Genomic DNA, 18,522 nt, shown 5'->3' with positions numbered 1-18,522 from the left:
TTGCCATGGCTGAACTCGGGCACATTGCTGTTGATCAGCCAGACTTCGCCGTTCTTCACTTCGGCATAGGCTTCCGCGATCGAGCCTTCGCCAAAGCGCAGGCTCTTCACTTCGGTCCCGGTCAGGGCGATGCCCGCCTCCACCGTGTCTTCGATATGGTAATCGAAACGCGCGCGGCGGTTTTCGGCAACCACCTTCTTCTTGTCAAAATGGGCGTGGGTCGGACGGGCCATGGTCAGGTCGCATGTAAGGCCGGAATGGCAAAATTCAAACCAATCCGGGGCAGCGATAACATCTTCTGCCAGTTATTTGCCGAAACCCCGGCTTGACAGGTTCATTGTGTTATAACACTAATACACATGAATCCGTCAGTCCAGCGTGGAGTTGTCACGATGTCCAGTCCCGGCGAGCCTCGCCTGCCCGCGATCCCGCTCTGGCGGATCAACGCGATCCGGTTCCTGTTCTTGCTGATGGCGCTGGTGATGGGCAGCTTCGTGTGGCGGCAATTGCTCTTCGATTGGGCCGACTGGCCGCTGTGGAAGGGCGTGGGCAAGTCAATGCTGGCCGCTCTGGCGCTGATCAGTCTGCTGGGCGTGCGCTATCCGCTGCAGATGCTGCCGCTGATGCTTTACGAAATGGCCTGGAAAACGGTGTGGCTGACCTTGATCGCGCTGCGCGCCTGGCAGGCCGGGCACTGGAATGCCGAACTTGGCAGCATGTTCGAGGACTGCATTGGCATTGTCATTGCCTACTTCGTGATGCCCTGGCGCTATGTCTGGGCCCGCTATGTCACCCAGCCGATGGAGCCGGTGCGCCGCGCTGCCTAGGCAAGGCGCAGCTCACAACAATCCGGCATGCTCCAGCGCGGCATCGACCGCGCGGCGCGATTCGGCGCTGGCCGGAACCAGCGGCAGGCGCACTTCCTCGCCGATCCAGCCCAGCACGCGGCTGAGCGCGTATTTCACCGGCGCGGGGCTCGCATCGGTGAACAGCGCCTGGTGCAGCGGAAACAGCCGCTCGTTAAGCGCGTGCGCGGTTGCCATGTCGCCCGCCAGGCTGGCGGCCTGGAAATCGGCGCAAAGCTTTGGCGCGACGTTGGCGGTCACCGAAATGCAGCCCACCCCGCCCCCGGCGTTATAGGCCAGCGCCATGTCGTCGTTGCCGCAGATCTGCTCGAAGCCGGTGCCCAGCGCCATGCGGTGTGCGGTAATGCGGGTCATGTCGCCGCTGGCGTCCTTGATGCCGATGATCCGGTCGGGATAGCGGCGCGCGAGTTCGATCGTGGTTTCCGGCTTGATGTCGGTCACTGTGCGGCCCGGCACGTTGTAAAGCACGATCGGCAGGTCGACCTGCTCGGCCAGATAGCCGAAATGCGCGACGAGCCCGGCCTGGCTTGGCCGGTTGTAATAGGGCGCCACCAGCAGCGCCGCGTCGGCGCCGCAATCCTTGGCCACCTTCATGTGCCACAGCGCGGTCTGGGTGTCGTTCGAACCGCAGCCCGCCATCACCGGCACCCGCCCGGCAGCCTGTTCCACGCAGATCGCGAACAGGCGGTGCTGTTCCTCGCTGGTGATGGTCGGCGCTTCGCCCGTAGTCCCGCAGGGGACGAGCGCTTTCGATCCGTTCTCGATCTGCCAGTCGACCAGGCGGCGGAACGCGTCTTCGTCGATCGTTCCACCGCTAAAAGGAGTCACCAGAGCCGGAATCGAGCCGGAGAACATGGACTTTGCCCCTGCGCTTGCCCCATAGGAAGTGGCCCATCCACTTCACGCAATCGGGGCTGTGTCGTTCAGCGTCCCATAAGGAGCCTTTGCGCAGAATGTCCAGCATGGTCCGCACGACAATTGCATCTGCGCTGTTATTGCTTGCTTCCGGCGCCGCTCCGGCAGAGGCACAGTACGCCGTCCCGGTTCACGCCGACGGCAGCGAATGGGACACGGCCCACGCCGCATTGAAAGCCACCCCGGCCGGGACGATGGCGATGGGGATTGCCCGCTGGAAACAGCTGGTTGCGTCCGACCGCTTTCTGTTTGCCGACTATTCGGGCTTCCTGGTTTCCTATCCGGACTTTCCCGAAAACGACAAGCTGCGCGCCTATGCCGAACGCGCGCTTGAGCGCGAAACGGTGGAGCCGGCGCGGATCGTCGCCTATTTTGACAGGGTGCCTCCGCTGACCAATGGCGGCAAGGCGCAATATGCCCTGGCCTTGTTCGCGCTTGGCCGCCCGGAAGCGCCGCAAGTGGGCCTTGCCGCATGGCGCGGCGGGGTGATGAGCGATGCGGTCGAAGCCAACCTCTTTCCAAAGCTGGGCCCCTATCTGACGCTCGCCGATCATGACGCGCGGATGGATGCGCTGCTCTGGGCCAGCAGCGGGATCCAGGCCGGTCGGCTGCTGCGCTTCACCTCGCCCGAGGCCCAGCCGATGTTCGCCGCGCGGCTCAGCCTTGTGAACGGTGTCGATCCGCTGGCAAGCGGCATTCCTGTGCCGGCCGGGGCGCTGAACGATCCTGGCTATGTCTACAATCGTGCCCACTGGTTGCGCGTCAGCGGCCAGGCCCCTTCGGCCGGCGCGCTGCTGGTCGCGCGCGGCCCGTTTGCCCATCCCGCGCTCGATCAGCGCAAGTGGGTGGCCGAACTGCTCGCCGTCGCGCGGCGCAGCGACGATCGCACGGCGGTGCGCATCGCCGGCACGATCGACGACGCGTTTCTTCCGGGCGCCGACATCAGCCGGATGTCCTATGGCCTACGCGACGATTACACCTCGCTGATGTGGCTGGGCGGGACCAAGGCGCTGTGGAACCTGCAGGATGGCAAGCAGGCCGCACCGCTGTTCTGGCGCTATGGCAATGCCGCGCGCACTCCGCAGACCCGCGCCAAGGGCTTTTACTGGGCCGGACGGGCAATGGCCTACAGCGGCGACCTGGATTCGGCGGCGCGCTATTTCGAAATGGCGGCTGCCTATCCCGACCAGTTCTATGGCCTGCTCGCGCTGGAACGGCTGCAGCGTCCGCTGCCCAGCTTTGCCGACAAGCCGCAGGCCGTACCTACCCAGGCCGAACGCGATGCCTTCAACGCCAAGCCGCTGACCGCTGCCGTGCGCGAGGTTGCGCGCGAAAGCGACTGGCCGACCACAGTGCGCTTCTTCAAGGAAATCAGCGAACAGGCCGAAACCGAGGACGATCACGTACTGGTCGCCCAACTGGCTGCCGAACTCGGCCGGCGCGACCTTGGCGTGATTCTGGGCCAGTCCGCCCATGCGGACGGTTATGGCAATTTCCGCCAGATCGCCTTCCCGCAGATCCCGGTGCCCGCGGGGGCCGACTGGACGATGGTCCACGCGATCTCGCGGCAGGAGAGCCAGTTCTCGCAGAATGCGATCAGCCATGCGGGCGCGCGCGGCTTGATGCAGCTGATGCCGGGCACCGCGCGCGAACAGGCCGGCAAGATCAACCGCGACTTTGTGCCGGAAGCGCTGATCAGCGATCCGGGTTACAACATGCTGCTTGGCGATGCCTATTTCCAGCGCATGCTTCGCTATTACAATGGCAGTTATCCGTTAGCCGTTGCCGCCTATAACGCGGGTCCGGGCAACGTGAACAAGTGGCTCGCAGCCAACGGCGATCCCCGCAACGGCAGTGTTGACTGGATCGACTGGATCGAGCGGATTCCCCTGTCTGAAACCCGCAACTACGTCCAGCGCGTGCTGGAAAATGCCGTGGTTTACGAAGCGCTCTATCCGGGCCGCGCAAGCTATCGCGGGGCAAATCCGCTAAGCCACTTCCTCGGCAAGCGCAATCCGGGCTAAACCGCGCCAATGAAAGCCGAAGGTCCGCCAATCACGCCTGCCGGAATGGCCGCGCTACGCGCGCGCTATGATCACTTGCTGGGCAAGGAGCGGCCCGAAATCGTGGAGATCGTCAGCTGGGCCGCCGGCAATGGCGACCGCAGCGAAAACGGCGACTACCTCTATGGCCGCAAGCGCATGCGCGAGATCGACCGCGAACTGGCGCACCTCGCCCGCCGGATGAAGGCGCTCAGGGTGATCGACCCGGCCCGGCAGGAAGACCGCGCGCGCGTCTGGTTCGGAGCGCAGGTGACCATCGCCGACGAAGATGACCATCACCGCACCGTCACCCTGGTCGGCGACGACGAGCAGGATGCCGGCGCAGGCCTGATCGGCTGGAGCGCCCCCCTCGCCCGCGCCCTGCGCGGTTCGGCAGTGGGTGACCTGCGCCGCGTCAACCTGCCCGGCGGCGAAAAGGAATGGGAAGTGCTGGCGATTACCTATCCGGAGTTGGCCTGAGCCATGGCCGAGGTGATCAACTTGCGCATGGCCCGCAAGGCCAAGGCCCGCAGCGCCGCCGCGCGCGAGGCCGACGCAAACCGCGCCAAGTTCGGCCAGACCAAGGCCGAACACCTGCAGCAAAAGCAGGAGGCCGAACGCGGACAAAAGCTGCTCGATGGCGCAAAACGGGATCGTGACTGATGCGCACCACTTTCAATGACGCCACTGTAAGGCTCTATCACCTCGACGATGGCCCCGAGGGCGGCGCGGCGATGACGCTGTTCTATGGCCCGCTGGTGGAGGCGCTGGAACTGGCGGCGCAGCAGCCGGAGGCCCTGCAGGACGGGCTGTTCATCGCGACCGACAACGATGTGGTGGCCTATCTCGACCTGATCGGGCAATAGCCGCCTCATGCGCCGCTCGTTAATCGCCATCACCCTTGCCGCAGGCTTGCTCGCCATGCCGGCACTGGCGCGCGATTCGCTGGGGATGTTCGGTGAGTGGGCCGCTTTTCGCGATCCGGAAACGCCGCGCTGCTATGCCATCGCCATGGCCATGCCATCGACGTTGAGGCGCGATTTCCAGCCCTATGCCGATGTCGCCTGGTGGCCGCGCCAGCAGGTGCGCGGGCAAGTGCACTTCCGACTGTCGCGCAAGCTCGCCGCCAGCAGCCCAATCACGCTTGCGATCGGCGGGCAAAGGATAGCGTTGGTCGGTGGCGGCAGCGACGCCTGGGCGGCCGACAAGCGCGGCGACGCGGCAATCGTGGCGGCCATGCGTTCGGCCAGCGAAATGACCGTCAGCGCCCGCGATGCCAGCGGCAAGGGCTTCTCGAACACCTGGCAACTGGCGGGTGCGGCAACCGCGATGGATGCCGCCACGGTCGGCTGCGCGCAGCTCCGCTAGCTTTTCCGGGGCTTTGTCCCTATATCGCGCGCCCTATGGCCGATACCGCACTTATGTCGATCCCGGGACAGATCGATCCCGTTCCCACCCCGCGCGACGTGACCCCGCGCGAGGATGGCCGCGTTGACCTGATCGGCCTGCCCCGCCCGCGCATCCGCGAACTGTTCGAAGCCGCCGGGCTCGATGCCAAGGCGGCCAAGCTGCGCGCCAAGCAGGTGTTCCACTGGCTCTATCACCGCGGCGTCACCGACTTCGCGGCGATGACCGACATCGCCAAGACCATGCGCCCCTGGCTGGCCGAACGTTTCGTGATCGGGCGGCCCGAAATCGTGCTGGCCCAGCATTCCAGCGACGGCACCCGCAAGTGGCTGCTGCGCACGGCGGACGGTCACGAATTCGAAATGGTGTTCATCCCCGATGCCGATCGCGGCACCCTGTGCGTCTCGTCGCAGGTCGGCTGCACGCTCAACTGCCGGTTCTGCCACACTGGTACGATGCGGCTGGTGCGCAACCTGACGCCGGGGGAAATCGTCGGCCAGGTCATGCTGGCGCGCGATGCGCTGGGCGAATGGCCGCGCGCGGGGCAGGCCGATCTTGCCGCGCTGGGCGACGATCTGGTGGACGAGGACGGCGGCTATTCGGCCGACGGGCGCCTGCTGACCAACATCGTGATGATGGGCATGGGCGAACCGCTCTATAACTTCGACAACGTGCGCGATGCGCTGAAGCTGGTGATGGACGGCGACGGCCTCGCCCTCTCGAAGCGCCGCATCACGCTTTCGACCAGCGGCGTCGTGCCGATGATGGCCAAGTGCGGCGAGGAAATCGGCGTCAACCTGGCCGTCTCGCTCCACGCGGTGTCGAAGGAAGTGCGCGACGAGATCGTGCCGATCAACCGCAAGTATGGGCTTGAGGAACTCCTCCAGGCCTGCGCCGACTATCCCGGCGCCTCGAACGCGCGGCGCATCACGTTCGAATACGTGATGCTCAAGGACAAGAACGACAGCGACGAGGATGCCCGCGAACTGGTGCGCCTGATCAAGCAGTACAAGCTCCCCGCCAAGGTCAACCTGATCCCGTTCAACCCCTGGCCCGGCGCGATCTACGAATGCTCCACGCCCGAACGCGTCCGGCGTTTCTCTGAAATCGTGTTCGAAGCAGGAATCAGCGCGCCGGTGCGCACTCCGCGCGGGCGCGATATCGATGCCGCCTGCGGCCAGCTCAAGACTGCGGCCCAGAAAATGAGCCGCGCCGAACTGGACCGGCTGGCCGAGGAAAAGCAGGCCGCGCTGGGCTGAGGTTACGCCCTGTTAGGGTCTGGTCGCTTATCTGGACGGCGTAACAGGAGACCCAGAGCGATGAACCGGCCGATCACTATCCTTGCAGCAGCCGCGCTGGCGATGACGCTTGGGGCCTGTTCCGGCAAGACCAATGGTGCTGCCGCACCGGGCGGCAGCGATGCCCCGGCGGCCAGTTCCAAGCCCAATCCGTGGTCCAGCGACGCGCCGGCTGCCGAACCGGTCAAGCCCGCCGCCACGCCCGAGAAGCCCAAGGACGCCAAGCCCAAAACCAATCCCTGGGCCAAGGACACTGCCCCTGCGGATGAAGGCGCCGCAGACGCCAAGCCCGCAAAATAGGCCCTCGAAAACGGTTTACCGCGCCTTTCTCACGGTTCACCATCCCATGAAATCCGGCGTTCAGCTTCGCGGGTTCAATTGTGCTCCAACTTTTTCAAGGAGCAACTTCCATGCGCAAGACGCTGATCGCCGCCACGCTCGCGGCAGTCGCCCTCCCCGCCATCACCCCGGTCATGGCCGATCCGCCGCGCTGGGCCCCGGCCCACGGCTATCGCAACAAGCACGGTGACATCGACTATCGCCGCACCGACAACGGAATCCGTTACTGGCGCGGTGAGGATGGACGGTATTACTGCCGCCGCGGCGATGGCACCGTCGGCCTGCTGGTCGGCGCGGCACTGGGCGCGCTGCTTGGCCGCGCGATCGACACCCACGGCGAACGCGTGACCGGAACCGTGCTGGGCGCGGCAGCCGGTGCGCTGATCGGCAATGAACTGGCCAAGGGGCCCACGCGCTGCCGGTGAAGTGCTGATGCTTGACGGGGGCCGCGCGCCCCCGCAAACGCTGATGCAATGAGCAAACCCGCAGTCCTCGTCACCGGCGGTGCCAAACGCATCGGCGCGGTTCTTTCCCGCACTTTCGCTGCCGCCGGGTGGCACGTGGTGATCCACGTGAAGGATTCGCTGCAAGGCGCGCAGGATCTCGCCGCCACCCTCCCCTCGGCGGAAGTCGTCACTTGCGACCTTGCCGATCACGCCGCAGCCACCGCCATGATCGAGGCCCTTGCCGCCCGCCTGCCGGACTGGCGCGTGCTGGTGAACTGTGCGGCCGTGTTCAATCTCGACACCGCGCAGGAAATCGAGCCTGCGGTTTACGATGAGGCGCTGACGGTTAACGCCATGACCCCGGCGCTGATGGCCCAGGTCTTCCTGCGCCGCGCCAGATCGGCAGGCGGACGGCGGGTGATCAACTTTCTCGACCAGAAACTGCTCAATCCCAATCCCGATTTCTTCAGCTACACCATGGCCAAGCAGGCGTTGTCAGCCGCCACGACCATGCTGGCGATGGCCCAGGAGCGCGCCGAAGACCGCGTCTACGGCCTCGCGCCGGGTGCCATGCTGCCCAGCTTCGACCAGCGCGAGGAGGAACACGAGATCAGCGGGCGGATGAACCTACTCCGCCGTCTGACCGACCCGCAGGAACTGGCCGATGCCGCGCTGTTCATGGCCAGCGGCTGGCTCGCCAGCGGCGAGACGATTTTTGTCGATTCGGGCCAGCACCTGCTGGCGCAGCCGCGCGATGTGCTCTACCTCGCCCGCCAATGATCGAAGCTTTCCTTGCCTCCACCGCCGTCGTCGCCCTTGCCGAAATCGGCGACAAGACCATGCTGCTCGCCATCGTCCTGGCCGCGCGGCTGCGCGCGCCTTGGCAGATCCTGGCGGGCATCTTTGCCGCGACCATCGCCAACCATGCCATGGCGGCCTTCGTCGGGACCGAAGTGGCGGGCCTGCTCGAAGCGCCGTGGTTCCGCGTCGCCGTCGCGCTTGGCTTCATCGCCATGGCCGCCTGGACCCTGGTGCCCGACAAGCTTGACGATGACGAAAACGACGTTCGCCAGCGCGGCGGCGCGTTCCTGACCACGCTAGTCTCGTTCTTCCTGGTCGAGATGGGCGACAAGACCCAGATCGCCACGATCGGCCTGGCGGCCCATTACCAGTCTGTGGCCGTCGTGGCGGCAGGAACGACGCTGGGCATGATGCTGGCCAACGGCCCCGCCGTGTTCCTTGGCGAAGCGCTGGTGCAGCGCGTCTCGCTCAAGGCCACCCGGATCGTCGCGGCCCTGCTGTTCTTCGTGCTGGGCGCATGGCAACTCGCCGAAATTGCGGGTTGGCTTGGCTGATTAAGCCTTGCGCCGGGGCGTAAGCGGCATAGTCTCTTGCCCCATGTGGTTGCTCAACAAGATGCTCTCCGCGCTGGTCCGCGAAGGCCAGCTGATCGTTACCGACTTTGACGGCACGGAGTATCGCTACGGCGATCCCGCCGCCGATCCGGTCCGCATCCGCTTTACCGACAAGGGCGCAGCGCTGCACATCGCCAAGGATCCCCGCGTCGGCGCGGGCGAGGCCTATATGGATGGGCGGCTGGTGGTCGAACCCCCGCATGATATCCGCGACATGGTGCTGCTGGTCATGGGCAATGCCAACCGCCCCGGCGGCAACCTCAAGCCGCCCAGCAGGGCCAAGCGCGCGATCGACTGGCTGGCGTTCAAGGCCGATCAGATCAACCTGCGGGCCAAGGCCAGCAAGAACGTGGTCCACCACTATGACCTGACCCGCCAGTTCTACAAGCTGTTCCTCGACGAGGACCGGCAATACACCATGGCCTACTTCCGCGATCCGTCGAACACGCTGGAACGCGCGCAGGTGGACAAGAAGGCCCTGATCGCCGCCAAGCTGCGGCTCGAACCCGGCAAGTGTCAGGGCATGCGCCTGCTCGACATCGGCTGCGGCTGGGGCGGCCTGGGGCTCTACATGCACCGCCATTTCGGGATCGAGGTGCTGGGCGTTTCGCTCGCCCCCGATCAGGTCAAGTTCGCGAACGAACGCGCGGCGGAAGCGGGCGTGGCGGACAAGGTCAAGTTCCAGCTCATCGATTACCGCGATGTTGAGGGCCAGTTCGACCGGATCACCAGCGTCGGGATGATCGAACACGTCGGCGCGCTGCATTTCGGCGAATATTTCGCCAAGACCAACCAGCTGCTGGCCGATGACGGGATCATGCTGACCCACACCATCGGCCGCACCAGCCCGCCCGGCACGACCGACAAGTGGACCCGCAAGTACATCTTCCCCGGCGGCTATATCCCGGCGATGAGCGAACTGGTCAGCGCGCTGGAGCGCAACCGCTGGGAAATCGCCGACATCGAGGTGCTGCGCTATCACTACGCCCACACGCTCGAGGAATGGTACCGCCGCACGACTATGCACGAGGCCGAGATCACCGCGCTTTACGACGCGCGCCTGTTCCGGATGTGGCAGTTCTACCTCGCTGGCGCCGAACAGAGCTTCCGCGTGGGCGGCATGGTCAACTTCCACATCCAGAGCGTGAAGCGCCGCAGCGCCGTGCCGATGACGCGCGATTACATCAGTGCCGAGGCCGCCCGGCTTTCAGCGCTCGATACCGCTCCGGAGTGGCATCTGGCAAAGAAGGCGGCGGAGTAGCGGTTGCGATAGCGGCCCCCGCCTGTTAGGCGCGCCCCGCGTGTTTTTGCGGGAGTCGTCTGACCCATGTCCGATATCAAGAAAGTCGTCCTCGCCTATTCGGGCGGCCTCGACACCTCGGTGATCCTCAAGTGGCTGCAAGTCACCTACAACTGCGAAGTGGTGACCTTCACCGCCGACCTCGGCCAGGGCGAGGAACTCGAACCCGCCCGCGCCAAGGCCAAGCTGATGGGCCTGCCGGACGAGAACATCTACATCGACGACCTGCGCGAGGAATTCGTGCGCGATTTCGTCTTCCCGATGATGCGCGCCAATGCCCGCTATGAAGGCGATTACCTGCTCGGCACCTCGATCGCCCGCCCGCTGATTTCCAAGCGCCTGATCGAGATCGCGCATGAAACCGGCGCCGATGCTGTCGCCCACGGCGCAACCGGCAAGGGCAACGACCAGGTCCGCTTCGAACTGTCGGCCTATGCGCTCGATCCGAACATCAAGGTCATCGCCCCCTGGCGCGAATGGAACCTGACCAGCCGCACCGCACTGATCAACTGGGCCGAACAGCACCAGATTCCGGTTCCCAAGGACAAGCGCGGCGAAAGCCCGTTTTCGACCGACGCGAACCTCCTCCACACCTCGTCTGAGGGCAAGGTGCTGGAAGATCCGTGGGAAGAAACCCCGGACTATGTCTATTCGCGCACCGACAATCCGGAAAACGCGCCCGACCAGCCGGAATACATCACCATCGACTTTGAAAAGGGCGATGGCGTGGCGCTGAACGGCGTGGCGATGAGCCCCGCGACCCTGCTCGCCGCGCTCAACGATCTGGGCCGCAAGCACGGGATCGGCCGCCTCGACCTGGTCGAAAACCGCTTCGTCGGCATGAAGAGCCGCGGGATGTACGAAACCCCCGGCGGCGAGATCTATGCCCGCGCGCACCGCGGGATCGAACAGATCACGCTCGATCGCGGCGCCGCTCACCTCAAGGACGAGCTCATGCCCAAGTACGCCGAGCTCATCTACAACGGCTTCTGGTTCGCGCCCGAGCGCGAGATGCTGCAGGCCGCGATTGACCTTTCCCAGGAAAAGGTTTCCGGCACGGTGCGGCTCAAGCTCTACAAGGGCAATGCCTCGGTCGTTGGCCGCAAGAGCCCCAACTCGCTCTACTCGGAACGCCACGTGACGTTTGAGGACGATGCCGGCGCTTACGACCAGAAGGACGCGGCGGGCTTCATCAAGCTGAATGCGCTCCGGCTGCGTTTGCTCGCCCAGCGCGACCGTTAAGGCGGAAAACCACGCCGTTTGACGGCGTTCACCGATTCTGTCCACCGCACAGGCCGACTTATCCACCGCTCAAACGGGCGATTGTGGATAAGTCGGCCTCTGCGTGCTTGCACGACTCACCCTCGAGGCGCAGCTTCAAGTCATCGAGACGGTGTTACCGAACTTGAAGTTTCAGCGGGAAACTACTGAAACAGATAGGGAAAGCGAAACGTCAAGATCTGGCAGCGATGCCCGCAGCAGCGTCGGAAAACACGCCTCAGGAAGTCTTCGGACGGAATCTGGCGAACCGCAGATGCCGTGAGTGGCGCGCAGTCAGGAGATCGCTTCGACGGCGGTCGGAAAGGGCAGAAGGAAAGCCAAGCTTCGGCGCGGCGGAACGAAGGCCCGGAACGGCAAGGCATCGGAGGGATCGCGGAACCGCCGGGCGACGGAGAAGGCTTTCGGGCCGGACCCACCGCCCGACGGGACCGGCAGCCCAGGCAGGGCCCGCAACGATGAACGCCGGTTCTTTCGGGAACCACCGGTTCAGGAGCGGCAGCAGGAATGGGAATGGTGGCTCGCCAGCTTGCTGGTGGCAATGCGCCGGAACCGGACCGGTCCGATGCGACGAGCATCACGATGCTGGCACCCACGGTGCGATGGCACGCGAGGTGATCGAAACGCATCACTGAGACCACGCTGCAAGGACGAACAGGTAAAGGCGGTCGCCCAAGTCGGTGCGGATCAGGCGGAAGGCTCGTGTGGGGCTGGCGGAAACGCCGGCCCCATTTGCGTTTTGAGCCGGTCTGACCCTGACCCGCCCGTCCAGCTTAGCGCACGAACAAACTCGCCAGCTCGACATGGGTCGACCAGCGGAACTGCCCGACCGGGCGCAGTTCCTGGAGCTTGTAACCCGCATCGATCAGCAGGGCCGCATCGCGCGCCCAGCTTGATGGGTTGCAGCTGATATAGACCACGCGCGCCACGTTGCTGTCCGCGATGCGTTCCACCTGTTCGCGCGCGCCGGCACGGGGCGGATCGAGCACCACTGCCGAAAAACGGTTCAGTTCGTCTGCCAGCAATGGGTTGCGGAACAGGTCGCGATGGAGCGCATGGACCGGCAATTGCGCCCGCGCCGCTGCCGCATTGCAGGCCAGCGAGGTATCGCGCGCGGCCTCCACCGCCAGCACCTTGGTGTCCGGCCCGGCGAGCGCGAAGGCAAAAGTGCCGAGACCGGAAAACAGGTCTGCCACGGTCGGGCAGCCCGCCAGCCATTCCTTCGCCGCGCCGGTCAGCGCGTCTTCGCCGTCCTGCGTCGCCTGAACGAACGAAGCCGGCGGAAAGGGCACCGCCACTCCGGCCAGCGTCATGGTGACGGGCTCGGGCTCCCACACCGCTTCGGGGCCATAGCCCTGATCGAGCGTCAGGCGCGCGAGGGCGTGTTCGCGCGAGAAATCGAGCATCGCCTCGGTCGCCGCCAGCCCTTCGGCGCGCAGGCCCTTGATGCCGACATCCAGCCCCTGGTCGACCAGCGTCAATTCAAGGTCTGCGGCAAGCTTGACGTGGGCGTGCTTGCCCTTCGGCGCGCCCCTGCGCGGGCCGCGCACGGCGCCGTCCTGCTGGCCCAGCCTGATCAGCAGCTTGCGCAGGTGTGGCATGATCGAAACGATTTCCGGCACGAGCACCGGGCATTCGGCCAGTTCCACCACCCGGTGCGACTTCGCCTCGCGGTAGCCGATCACCACCCGCCCCTGCGAGCTTTCCGCGCGCAGCGAGGCGCGGCGGCGGCTGGCAGGCGGGGAAAGGTGCGGCGGCGTGATCAGCTCTGCCCCGAGTTCCTGCGAGGTCGAGACATTGGCCACTCGCGCCTCGACGAAATTGGCGAGGCTTTCCTCGTCAAGCTGCTGGAGCTGGCACCCGCCGCACTGGCCGAAATGGCGGCACGGCGGCGTCACATGGTGCGGCCCCGGCTCGATCCGGCCGTCTTCGTGCAGCAGGTCGCCCGGCGCCACGCCCCAGGCATAGCGGCCCGATGCGGTAACGCCGTCGCCCTTGGCGGCGATGCGGATGATTTCTTCAGGCGTATCAGTCACAGGCCGGCGGCGTAGGCGCTGCAGACCTGTTCGGCAAGCTGCCCGGCAGTGAAGGCGGGAACGCAAAGCCGCGCCGCCTCGCTGTGAAGCCACACGCCTTCGCAAGCGGCGGCAAAAGGATCGACCCCGGCGGCCAGGCGGCTGGCAATGGCACCGGCCAGCACGTCGCCGGTGCCTGCGGTGGAGAGCCAGCTCGAGGCTCGCGGGGCCAGTGCAACCAGGCCATCGGGCGCGGCGATCACGGTGTCCGGCCCCTTGGCGACCACCACCATGCCGCTGGCCCGCGCGAGCAGCGTGGCGCGTTCGACCTTGCTGCCGCCGGTATCGCAGCCAAAGGCGCGTTCGAGCGCGAACAGCTCGCCTTCGTGTGGGGTCGCGATTAGCGGCGCGCTGCGCTCGGCCAGCAGGCGCGGGGCGAGCAGGACCAGCGCATCGGCATCGAGCACGGCCGGGATCGGTTCGGACAGGGCGACGGTCAGCCGCTCACGCGCCGCGCCGTCACGGCCCAGTCCGGGGCCGACTAGCAGCGCGGCATAGCGCGTGTCGGTGAGCACCTCGGCGAGCGGCGCGGCGTCCACCACCAGATCGGCCGCAGCATCAGCCCCATCGGCCAGCAGCTTCACATAGCCCGCCCCGGCCCCTTGCGCCGAGGTGGCGGCCAGCAGGCTTGCCCCCGGTATCGCCCCGCCAACCACGCCCAGCAGCCCGCGCTTGTACTTGTGGGCATCGGCGGCAGGCGCGGACAGTTTCGGCCGCGCGATCACCTGCGCCGCGCCGTCCACCGCCGCCACGCCGATCGGCACCAGCCGCAGCGCGCCCATCACGGCGCAGGCTGGCATCAGCAAGTGCGCGAATTTCCATGCGCCCAGCGCCACGGTGAGGTCATAGGCGGGTAAGGCTTCGCTGAGCGGAAGGCCCCGGTCGCTGTCCACCCCGCTCGGCAGATCGATGGCCACGCGGTGATGATGGCTGGCCGCAAGCCTCTGGACCAGCGCCAGGTGCTCCGCTGTCAATGGCCGCACCAGGCCGCTGCCGAACAGGCAATCGACGAACACCTCGCCAGACGCGCGCGCAACCGGCCCCAGCACTTCACCTGCAAACAGCGCGCGGGCATTGCGGGCAGCGTCGGTCTTCGGGTCTGTCGCGGCGATGACGCGCACTTCGCCGCCGCGCTCGCGGATCGCCTCGGCAATGACATAGCCGTCGCCGCCGTTGTTACCGGGGCCGCACAGCACCGTCACCGGTCTGCCGCCGCTCATCCGCCAAACGTAATCCGCCGCGCCGCGCCCGGCGATCTGCATCAGGGCATCGACGCCCGTGCCAGCCGCGATCAGCGCCTCTTCGCCCGCGCGCATCTGCGCCACGGTGAGGATCTGGTTACTTGCTCGGAGCATGGGCCGAGGCACTGGCCGGACCATTCACCGGGATGACATAGCGGGCATCGCCAAGGATTACCTCATAGCGATCCTGCTTGCGCGCCGACTGGGTAACATCGGCGCCGTCGGCGGCGAGCAGTTGCTGGCCGTCCTTGCTCACCTCCAGCCGGTGGAACGCCCCATCGGGATGGCGCACGACAAAGGTCTGCGCGCCATCCACCACCGCGCGCTCAACCGAGCAGTCCTGCGTGAACTGCTTGGCACCGCCCAGTGCGCACCAGATCAGTTCCTGCGCCGCACCCGCCTTCTCGCCATCGCTCCCACCCTGCGAACAGGCGGCGAGCAGCAACGCCGGGATAGCCGCGGCCCCGCGCATTACCGCTTGGTCAGCTGCGTGATGTCGCGCACCGCGCCCTTGGCAGCGCTGGTGGTCATCGCGGCATAGGCCTGCAGCGCGACCGAAACCTGGCGTTTGCGGGGCTTTTCCGGCTGCCAGCCCTTGGCATCGCGCTCCGCGCGGCGGCGTTCGAGTTCGGCATCCGAGACGGCCAGATTGATCGTGCGGCTGGGAATGTCGATCTCGATCGTGTCACCGTTCTCGACCAGCCCGATCGCCCCGCCTTCCGCCGCTTCGGGCGAGGCATGGCCGATCGACAGGCCCGAAGTGCCGCCCGAAAAGCGCCCGTCGGTCAGCAGGGCGCAATCCTTGCCCAGCCCCTTCGATTTGAGGTAGCTGGTGGGATAAAGCATTTCCTGCATGCCGGGGCCGCCCTTCGGCCCTTCATAGCGGATCACGACCACATCGCCGGCCACGACCTGTCCGGTCAGGATCGCGGTCACCGCCGCGTCCTGGCTTTCATAGACCTTTACCGGGCCGGTGAACTTCAGGATCTTTTCGTCAACGCCCGCCGTCTTCACGATGCAGCCATCGAGCGCGATGTTGCCGAACAGCACGGCGAGGCCGCCGTCCTTCGAAAAGGCATGTTCGGCGCTGCGGATCACGCCGGTTTCGCGGTCCATGTCGAGCTCGGCCCAGCGGCGCGACTGGCTGAAGGCGGTCTGCGTCGGCACGCCGCCCGGCGCCGCCTTGAAGAATTCCTGCACCTTGGGATCGTTGGTGCGTTTGATGTCCCAGCGGTTGAGCGCATCGGCCAGGCTTGGCGAATGCACGGTCGGCAGGTCGGTGTGGAGCAGACCGGCGCGGTCCAGTTCGCCCAGGATCGCGGGGATGCCGCCGGCGCGGTGGACATCTTCCATGTGGACGTCGCTCTTGGCCGGGGCGACCTTGGACAGGCACGGCACCTTGCGGCTGAGGCGGTCGATATCGGCCATGGTGAAATTCACGCCCGCTTCCTGCGCCGCGGCGAGCAGGTGCAGCACGGTGTTGGTGGACCCGCCCATCGCGATGTCGAGGCTCATCGCGTTTTCGAACGCCTTGAAGTTCGCGATCGAGCGGGGCAGCACGCTTTCGTCTTCCTGCTCGTAATAGCGGCGGCACAGGTCAACCACGAGGCGGCCAGCCTGGAGGAACAGTTCCTTGCGATCCGCATGGGTTGCCAAAACCGAACCGTTGCCCGGCAGCGAGAGGCCCAGCGCCTCGGTCAGGCAGTTCATCGAGTTGGCGGTGAACATGCCGCTGCACGAACCGCAGGTCGGGCAGGCGGCGCGTTCGATCTTGGCGACGTCTTCGTCGCTGACCTTGTCGTCCCCGGCGGCGATCATCGCGTCGATCAGGTCCAGCGCGACTTCCTTGCCATCGAGCACCACCTTGCCCGCTTCCATCGGCCCGCCCGAGACGAACACGACCGGAATGTTGATCCGCATCGCGGCCATCAGCATCCCCGGCGTGATCTTGTCGCAGTTCGAGATGCAGACCATCGCATCGGCGCAGTGCGCGTTGACCATGTATTCGACGCTGTCGGCGATCAGGTCGCGGCTGGGGAGCGAATAGAGCATCCCGTCGTGGCCCATGGCGATCCCGTCATCGACGGCGATGGTGTTGAATTCCTTGGCAACGCCACCCGCAGCCTCGATCTCGCGCGCGACCATCTGGCCGAGGTCTTTCAGGTGCACGTGGCCCGGCACGAACTGGGTGAAGGAGTTCACCACCGCGATGATCGGCTTGCCGAAGTCGCTGTCCTTCATCCCCGTCGCGCGCCACAGGCCGCGCGCGCCAGCCATGTTGCGGCCGTGGGTGGAAGTGCGTGAACGGTAAGCGGGCATTGCAGGATTCTTTCGTGTAACTGCGTTTGCAGGCGCCCTACACTGCTATTCGCCCACCTTCAACGCCACTTCGTTGCAGATGCGAATGAGCCGCTCGGCCCAGAGGGCCTGTCCAGCCGGATCGCCGATCAGGTCTTGCCGGATCTCGATCCCGAAATAGGGTCGCCCTTCGGCCTCGGCATGGCGGTTCATCGTCGCGTTGAGCAGGCGGCCCGAATAGGGCTGCTGATCGCCCACCACCAGACCATCGGCCTCGAGCAAGGGGATCGCGATGCGAGCAGCGCGCTCGTCGTGGTTGTAGAGCACCCCGCAATGCCACGGACGCGGCTCGTCGTTGGTCGCCAGTTGCGGGGTAAAGGAATGGAGCGAGAGGATAAGCGCGGGCGGCGTATCGTCCAGCACCCGCGCAAGGCCCGCGTGATAGGGCTGGAAGAACCGCGCCAACCGCGCCTGATGGCCTGCGTGATCCAGCGCGTTGCCGGGAATGGCATGGCCGTCGCTGGCAATCGGAACCACGGCGGGGGCGTGTTCCTCACGGTTGAAATCGCAGACCAGGCGGCTCACCCCGCCCTGAAAGGCGGCAATGCCCGGTCGCTGGGCCATGATCGCGCCAATCGCCTCCACCCCAATGTCGACCGCAATGTGCTGATCGAGCAGCGCCGGGTCGATGCCAAGGTCGATATCGGCGGGAACGTGGTTGCTGGCATGGTCGGATACCACCAGAATCCCGCCAAAGCGCGGTGTGCCGAGCAGGCGAAAAGCTTCGCTGGTCATCGCAGGTTCCCGCTCATATGCCACCAGCCGGGCTGCGCGGCAGCGATGGCCTTGCCAGCTGCATCGCGCATTTCGGCGCTTTCGAACAGAGCAAAGCAGGTTGCCCCGGAACCCGACATTCGCGCCAGCCACGGCTGCGTCTGGTTGAGCGCGGCCAGCACCTCCGCCACGACCGGGCAAAGCGCGATGGCCGGGGCTTCCAGATCGTTGCGCCCTTCGCGCGCGATCTGGCTGACCGGGCCAGTTGGCATCGGCCCGCAGTCGATCCCGTCCCAACCCTTGAATACCGGGCCGGTGCTCAGCGGAACGCGCGGGTTGACTAGCAGCACGGCCATTCCGGCCAGATCGCTCTCCACCTCGGCAAGTTCTGTCCCGGTCCCGCGCCCCACCGCTGTGACCGAGCGCACGCAGGCCGGAACGTCCGCGCCCAGCTTTGCCGCGCGCTGGCGCCAGTTATCGGGAAGGCCATATTCGCGCTCGACCAGCCGGAACAAGGCCCCGGCATCGGCCGAACCGCCGCCAAGGCCAGCGGCCACCGGCAGGTTCTTTTCCAGCGTCACCGCCCAGCCCTGCGGCCGGGGCAGCGCAGAGAGCGCCTGCATGACGATGTTGCCGAACGGATCGGCCAGTTCCCCGCCGAACTCGCCCATGGTGCGCAGTTCGTCGCGCGCGGCAGGCTGCACGCTCAGCCGGTCGCCCGCATCGACGAAGGCGAACAGCGTTTCCAGTTCATGATAGCCATCCTCGCGCCGCCTGCGGACATGCAGCGCGAGGTTGATCTTGGCGTATGCGGTTTCGATCACCGGA

The 18,522-nt window shown here is 66.1% G+C and carries 21 protein-coding genes; 13 read left to right on the top strand and 8 right to left on the bottom strand.

From position 1 onward, the window contains the following. A partial coding sequence (locus ACE3SN_RS04970; protein WP_374528054.1) for an SsrA-binding protein occupies window positions 1-233 on the bottom strand: 233 nt, incomplete at its 3' end. Between the two features lie 159 nt (window positions 234-392). Here ACE3SN_RS04970 and ACE3SN_RS04965 point away from each other — a divergent pair. Continuing rightward, window positions 393-827, top strand: coding sequence for a hypothetical protein (locus ACE3SN_RS04965; protein ID WP_374528052.1), 435 nt, complete (start codon window positions 393-395; stop codon window positions 825-827). Between the two features lie 12 nt (window positions 828-839). Here the strand turns inward: ACE3SN_RS04965 and dapA are convergent, their stop codons facing one another. Beyond that, on the bottom strand, window positions 840-1,721 hold the full coding sequence (dapA, locus tag ACE3SN_RS04960) for a 4-hydroxy-tetrahydrodipicolinate synthase (protein WP_374528051.1): 882 nt from the start codon (window positions 1,719-1,721) through the stop codon (window positions 840-842). 98 nt (window positions 1,722-1,819) lie between these two features. On the opposite strand from dapA, the gene ACE3SN_RS04955 reads away from it, so the two are divergent. From ACE3SN_RS04955 to ACE3SN_RS04900, 12 genes are all read left to right on the top strand, one after another. Further along, complete coding sequence (locus tag ACE3SN_RS04955) at window positions 1,820-3,805, top strand: lytic transglycosylase domain-containing protein (protein ID WP_374528049.1); 1,986 nt, start codon at window positions 1,820-1,822, stop codon at window positions 3,803-3,805. 9 nt (window positions 3,806-3,814) lie between these two features. Next, the gene (locus ACE3SN_RS04950) at window positions 3,815-4,303 is read left to right on the top strand and encodes a GreA/GreB family elongation factor (protein ID WP_374528047.1); all 489 of its coding nucleotides are present in this window, start codon (window positions 3,815-3,817) and stop codon (window positions 4,301-4,303) included. 3 nt (window positions 4,304-4,306) lie between these two features. After that, window positions 4,307-4,486 carry a DUF4169 family protein gene (locus ACE3SN_RS04945; RefSeq protein WP_374528045.1) on the top strand — a complete coding sequence of 60 codons (180 nt, stop codon included), beginning with the start codon at window positions 4,307-4,309 and terminating at the stop codon, window positions 4,484-4,486. Further along, window positions 4,486-4,689, top strand: coding sequence for a hypothetical protein (locus ACE3SN_RS04940; RefSeq protein ID WP_374528044.1), 204 nt, complete (start codon window positions 4,486-4,488; stop codon window positions 4,687-4,689). Before ACE3SN_RS04945 ends, ACE3SN_RS04940 begins: the two co-directional genes overlap by 1 nt. A 7-nt stretch (window positions 4,690-4,696) precedes the next feature. Then, the gene (locus ACE3SN_RS04935; RefSeq protein ID WP_374528042.1) at window positions 4,697-5,191 is read left to right on the top strand and encodes a hypothetical protein; all 495 of its coding nucleotides are present in this window, start codon (window positions 4,697-4,699) and stop codon (window positions 5,189-5,191) included. 35 nt (window positions 5,192-5,226) lie between these two features. Beyond that, entirely contained in the window at window positions 5,227-6,489 is a 1,263-nt protein-coding gene (gene rlmN, locus ACE3SN_RS04930) for a 23S rRNA (adenine(2503)-C(2))-methyltransferase RlmN (RefSeq protein ID WP_374528040.1), read from the top strand. Between the two features lie 60 nt (window positions 6,490-6,549). After that, window positions 6,550-6,828 (top strand): hypothetical protein, encoded by a 279-nt coding sequence (locus ACE3SN_RS04925; RefSeq protein ID WP_374528038.1) that lies wholly within the window; start codon window positions 6,550-6,552, stop codon window positions 6,826-6,828. A 110-nt stretch (window positions 6,829-6,938) separates the two neighbouring features. Continuing rightward, entirely contained in the window at window positions 6,939-7,292 is a 354-nt protein-coding gene (locus ACE3SN_RS04920; RefSeq protein WP_374528036.1) for a glycine zipper 2TM domain-containing protein, read from the top strand. A gap of 48 nt (window positions 7,293-7,340) precedes the next feature. Continuing rightward, on the top strand, window positions 7,341-8,093 hold the full coding sequence (locus ACE3SN_RS04915) for an SDR family oxidoreductase (RefSeq protein ID WP_374528034.1): 753 nt from the start codon (window positions 7,341-7,343) through the stop codon (window positions 8,091-8,093). After that, complete coding sequence (locus ACE3SN_RS04910; protein WP_374528057.1) at window positions 8,093-8,668, top strand: TMEM165/GDT1 family protein; 576 nt, start codon at window positions 8,093-8,095, stop codon at window positions 8,666-8,668. Before ACE3SN_RS04915 ends, ACE3SN_RS04910 begins: the two co-directional genes overlap by 1 nt. Window positions 8,669-8,711: 43 nt before the next feature. After that, window positions 8,712-9,989 carry a class I SAM-dependent methyltransferase gene (locus ACE3SN_RS04905; RefSeq protein ID WP_374528033.1) on the top strand — a complete coding sequence of 426 codons (1,278 nt, stop codon included), beginning with the start codon at window positions 8,712-8,714 and terminating at the stop codon, window positions 9,987-9,989. A gap of 66 nt (window positions 9,990-10,055) precedes the next feature. Continuing rightward, the gene (locus ACE3SN_RS04900; RefSeq protein WP_374528031.1) at window positions 10,056-11,270 is read left to right on the top strand and encodes an argininosuccinate synthase; all 1,215 of its coding nucleotides are present in this window, start codon (window positions 10,056-10,058) and stop codon (window positions 11,268-11,270) included. A gap of 809 nt (window positions 11,271-12,079) precedes the next feature. On the opposite strand, the gene ACE3SN_RS04895 is transcribed toward ACE3SN_RS04900, so the two are convergent. From ACE3SN_RS04895 to ACE3SN_RS04870, 6 genes are read right to left on the bottom strand one after another with little or no spacing between them, the layout of a single operon-like run. Then, on the bottom strand, window positions 12,080-13,342 hold the full coding sequence (locus ACE3SN_RS04895) for a class I SAM-dependent RNA methyltransferase (protein ID WP_374528030.1): 1,263 nt from the start codon (window positions 13,340-13,342) through the stop codon (window positions 12,080-12,082). Next, a complete protein-coding gene (locus ACE3SN_RS04890) occupies window positions 13,339-14,736 on the bottom strand; it encodes an NAD(P)H-hydrate epimerase (RefSeq protein WP_374528028.1) in 1,398 nt (465 codons plus the stop codon). Before ACE3SN_RS04890 ends, ACE3SN_RS04895 begins: the two co-directional genes overlap by 4 nt. Then, on the bottom strand, window positions 14,720-15,094 hold the full coding sequence (locus ACE3SN_RS04885) for a hypothetical protein (RefSeq protein WP_374528026.1): 375 nt from the start codon (window positions 15,092-15,094) through the stop codon (window positions 14,720-14,722). Before ACE3SN_RS04885 ends, ACE3SN_RS04890 begins: the two co-directional genes overlap by 17 nt. Next, on the bottom strand, window positions 15,094-16,941 hold the full coding sequence (ilvD, locus tag ACE3SN_RS04880; RefSeq protein WP_374528023.1) for a dihydroxy-acid dehydratase: 1,848 nt from the start codon (window positions 16,939-16,941) through the stop codon (window positions 15,094-15,096). Before ilvD ends, ACE3SN_RS04885 begins: the two co-directional genes overlap by 1 nt. Window positions 16,942-16,986: 45 nt before the next feature. Beyond that, window positions 16,987-17,715, bottom strand: a complete 729-nt coding sequence (locus ACE3SN_RS04875) for an N-formylglutamate amidohydrolase (protein ID WP_374528021.1) — start codon at window positions 17,713-17,715, stop codon at window positions 16,987-16,989. Beyond that, a complete protein-coding gene (locus tag ACE3SN_RS04870; RefSeq protein WP_374528019.1) occupies window positions 17,712-18,518 on the bottom strand; it encodes a 4-(cytidine 5'-diphospho)-2-C-methyl-D-erythritol kinase in 807 nt (268 codons plus the stop codon). Before ACE3SN_RS04870 ends, ACE3SN_RS04875 begins: the two co-directional genes overlap by 4 nt. Window positions 18,519-18,522: the final 4 nt, after the last annotated feature.

Origin of the sequence: Novosphingobium sp., from assembly GCF_041915465.1 — a bacterium.
GTDB lineage: Bacteria > Pseudomonadota > Alphaproteobacteria > Sphingomonadales > Sphingomonadaceae > Novosphingobium.
This window is presented reverse-complemented; position numbering and strand designations above follow the sequence as displayed.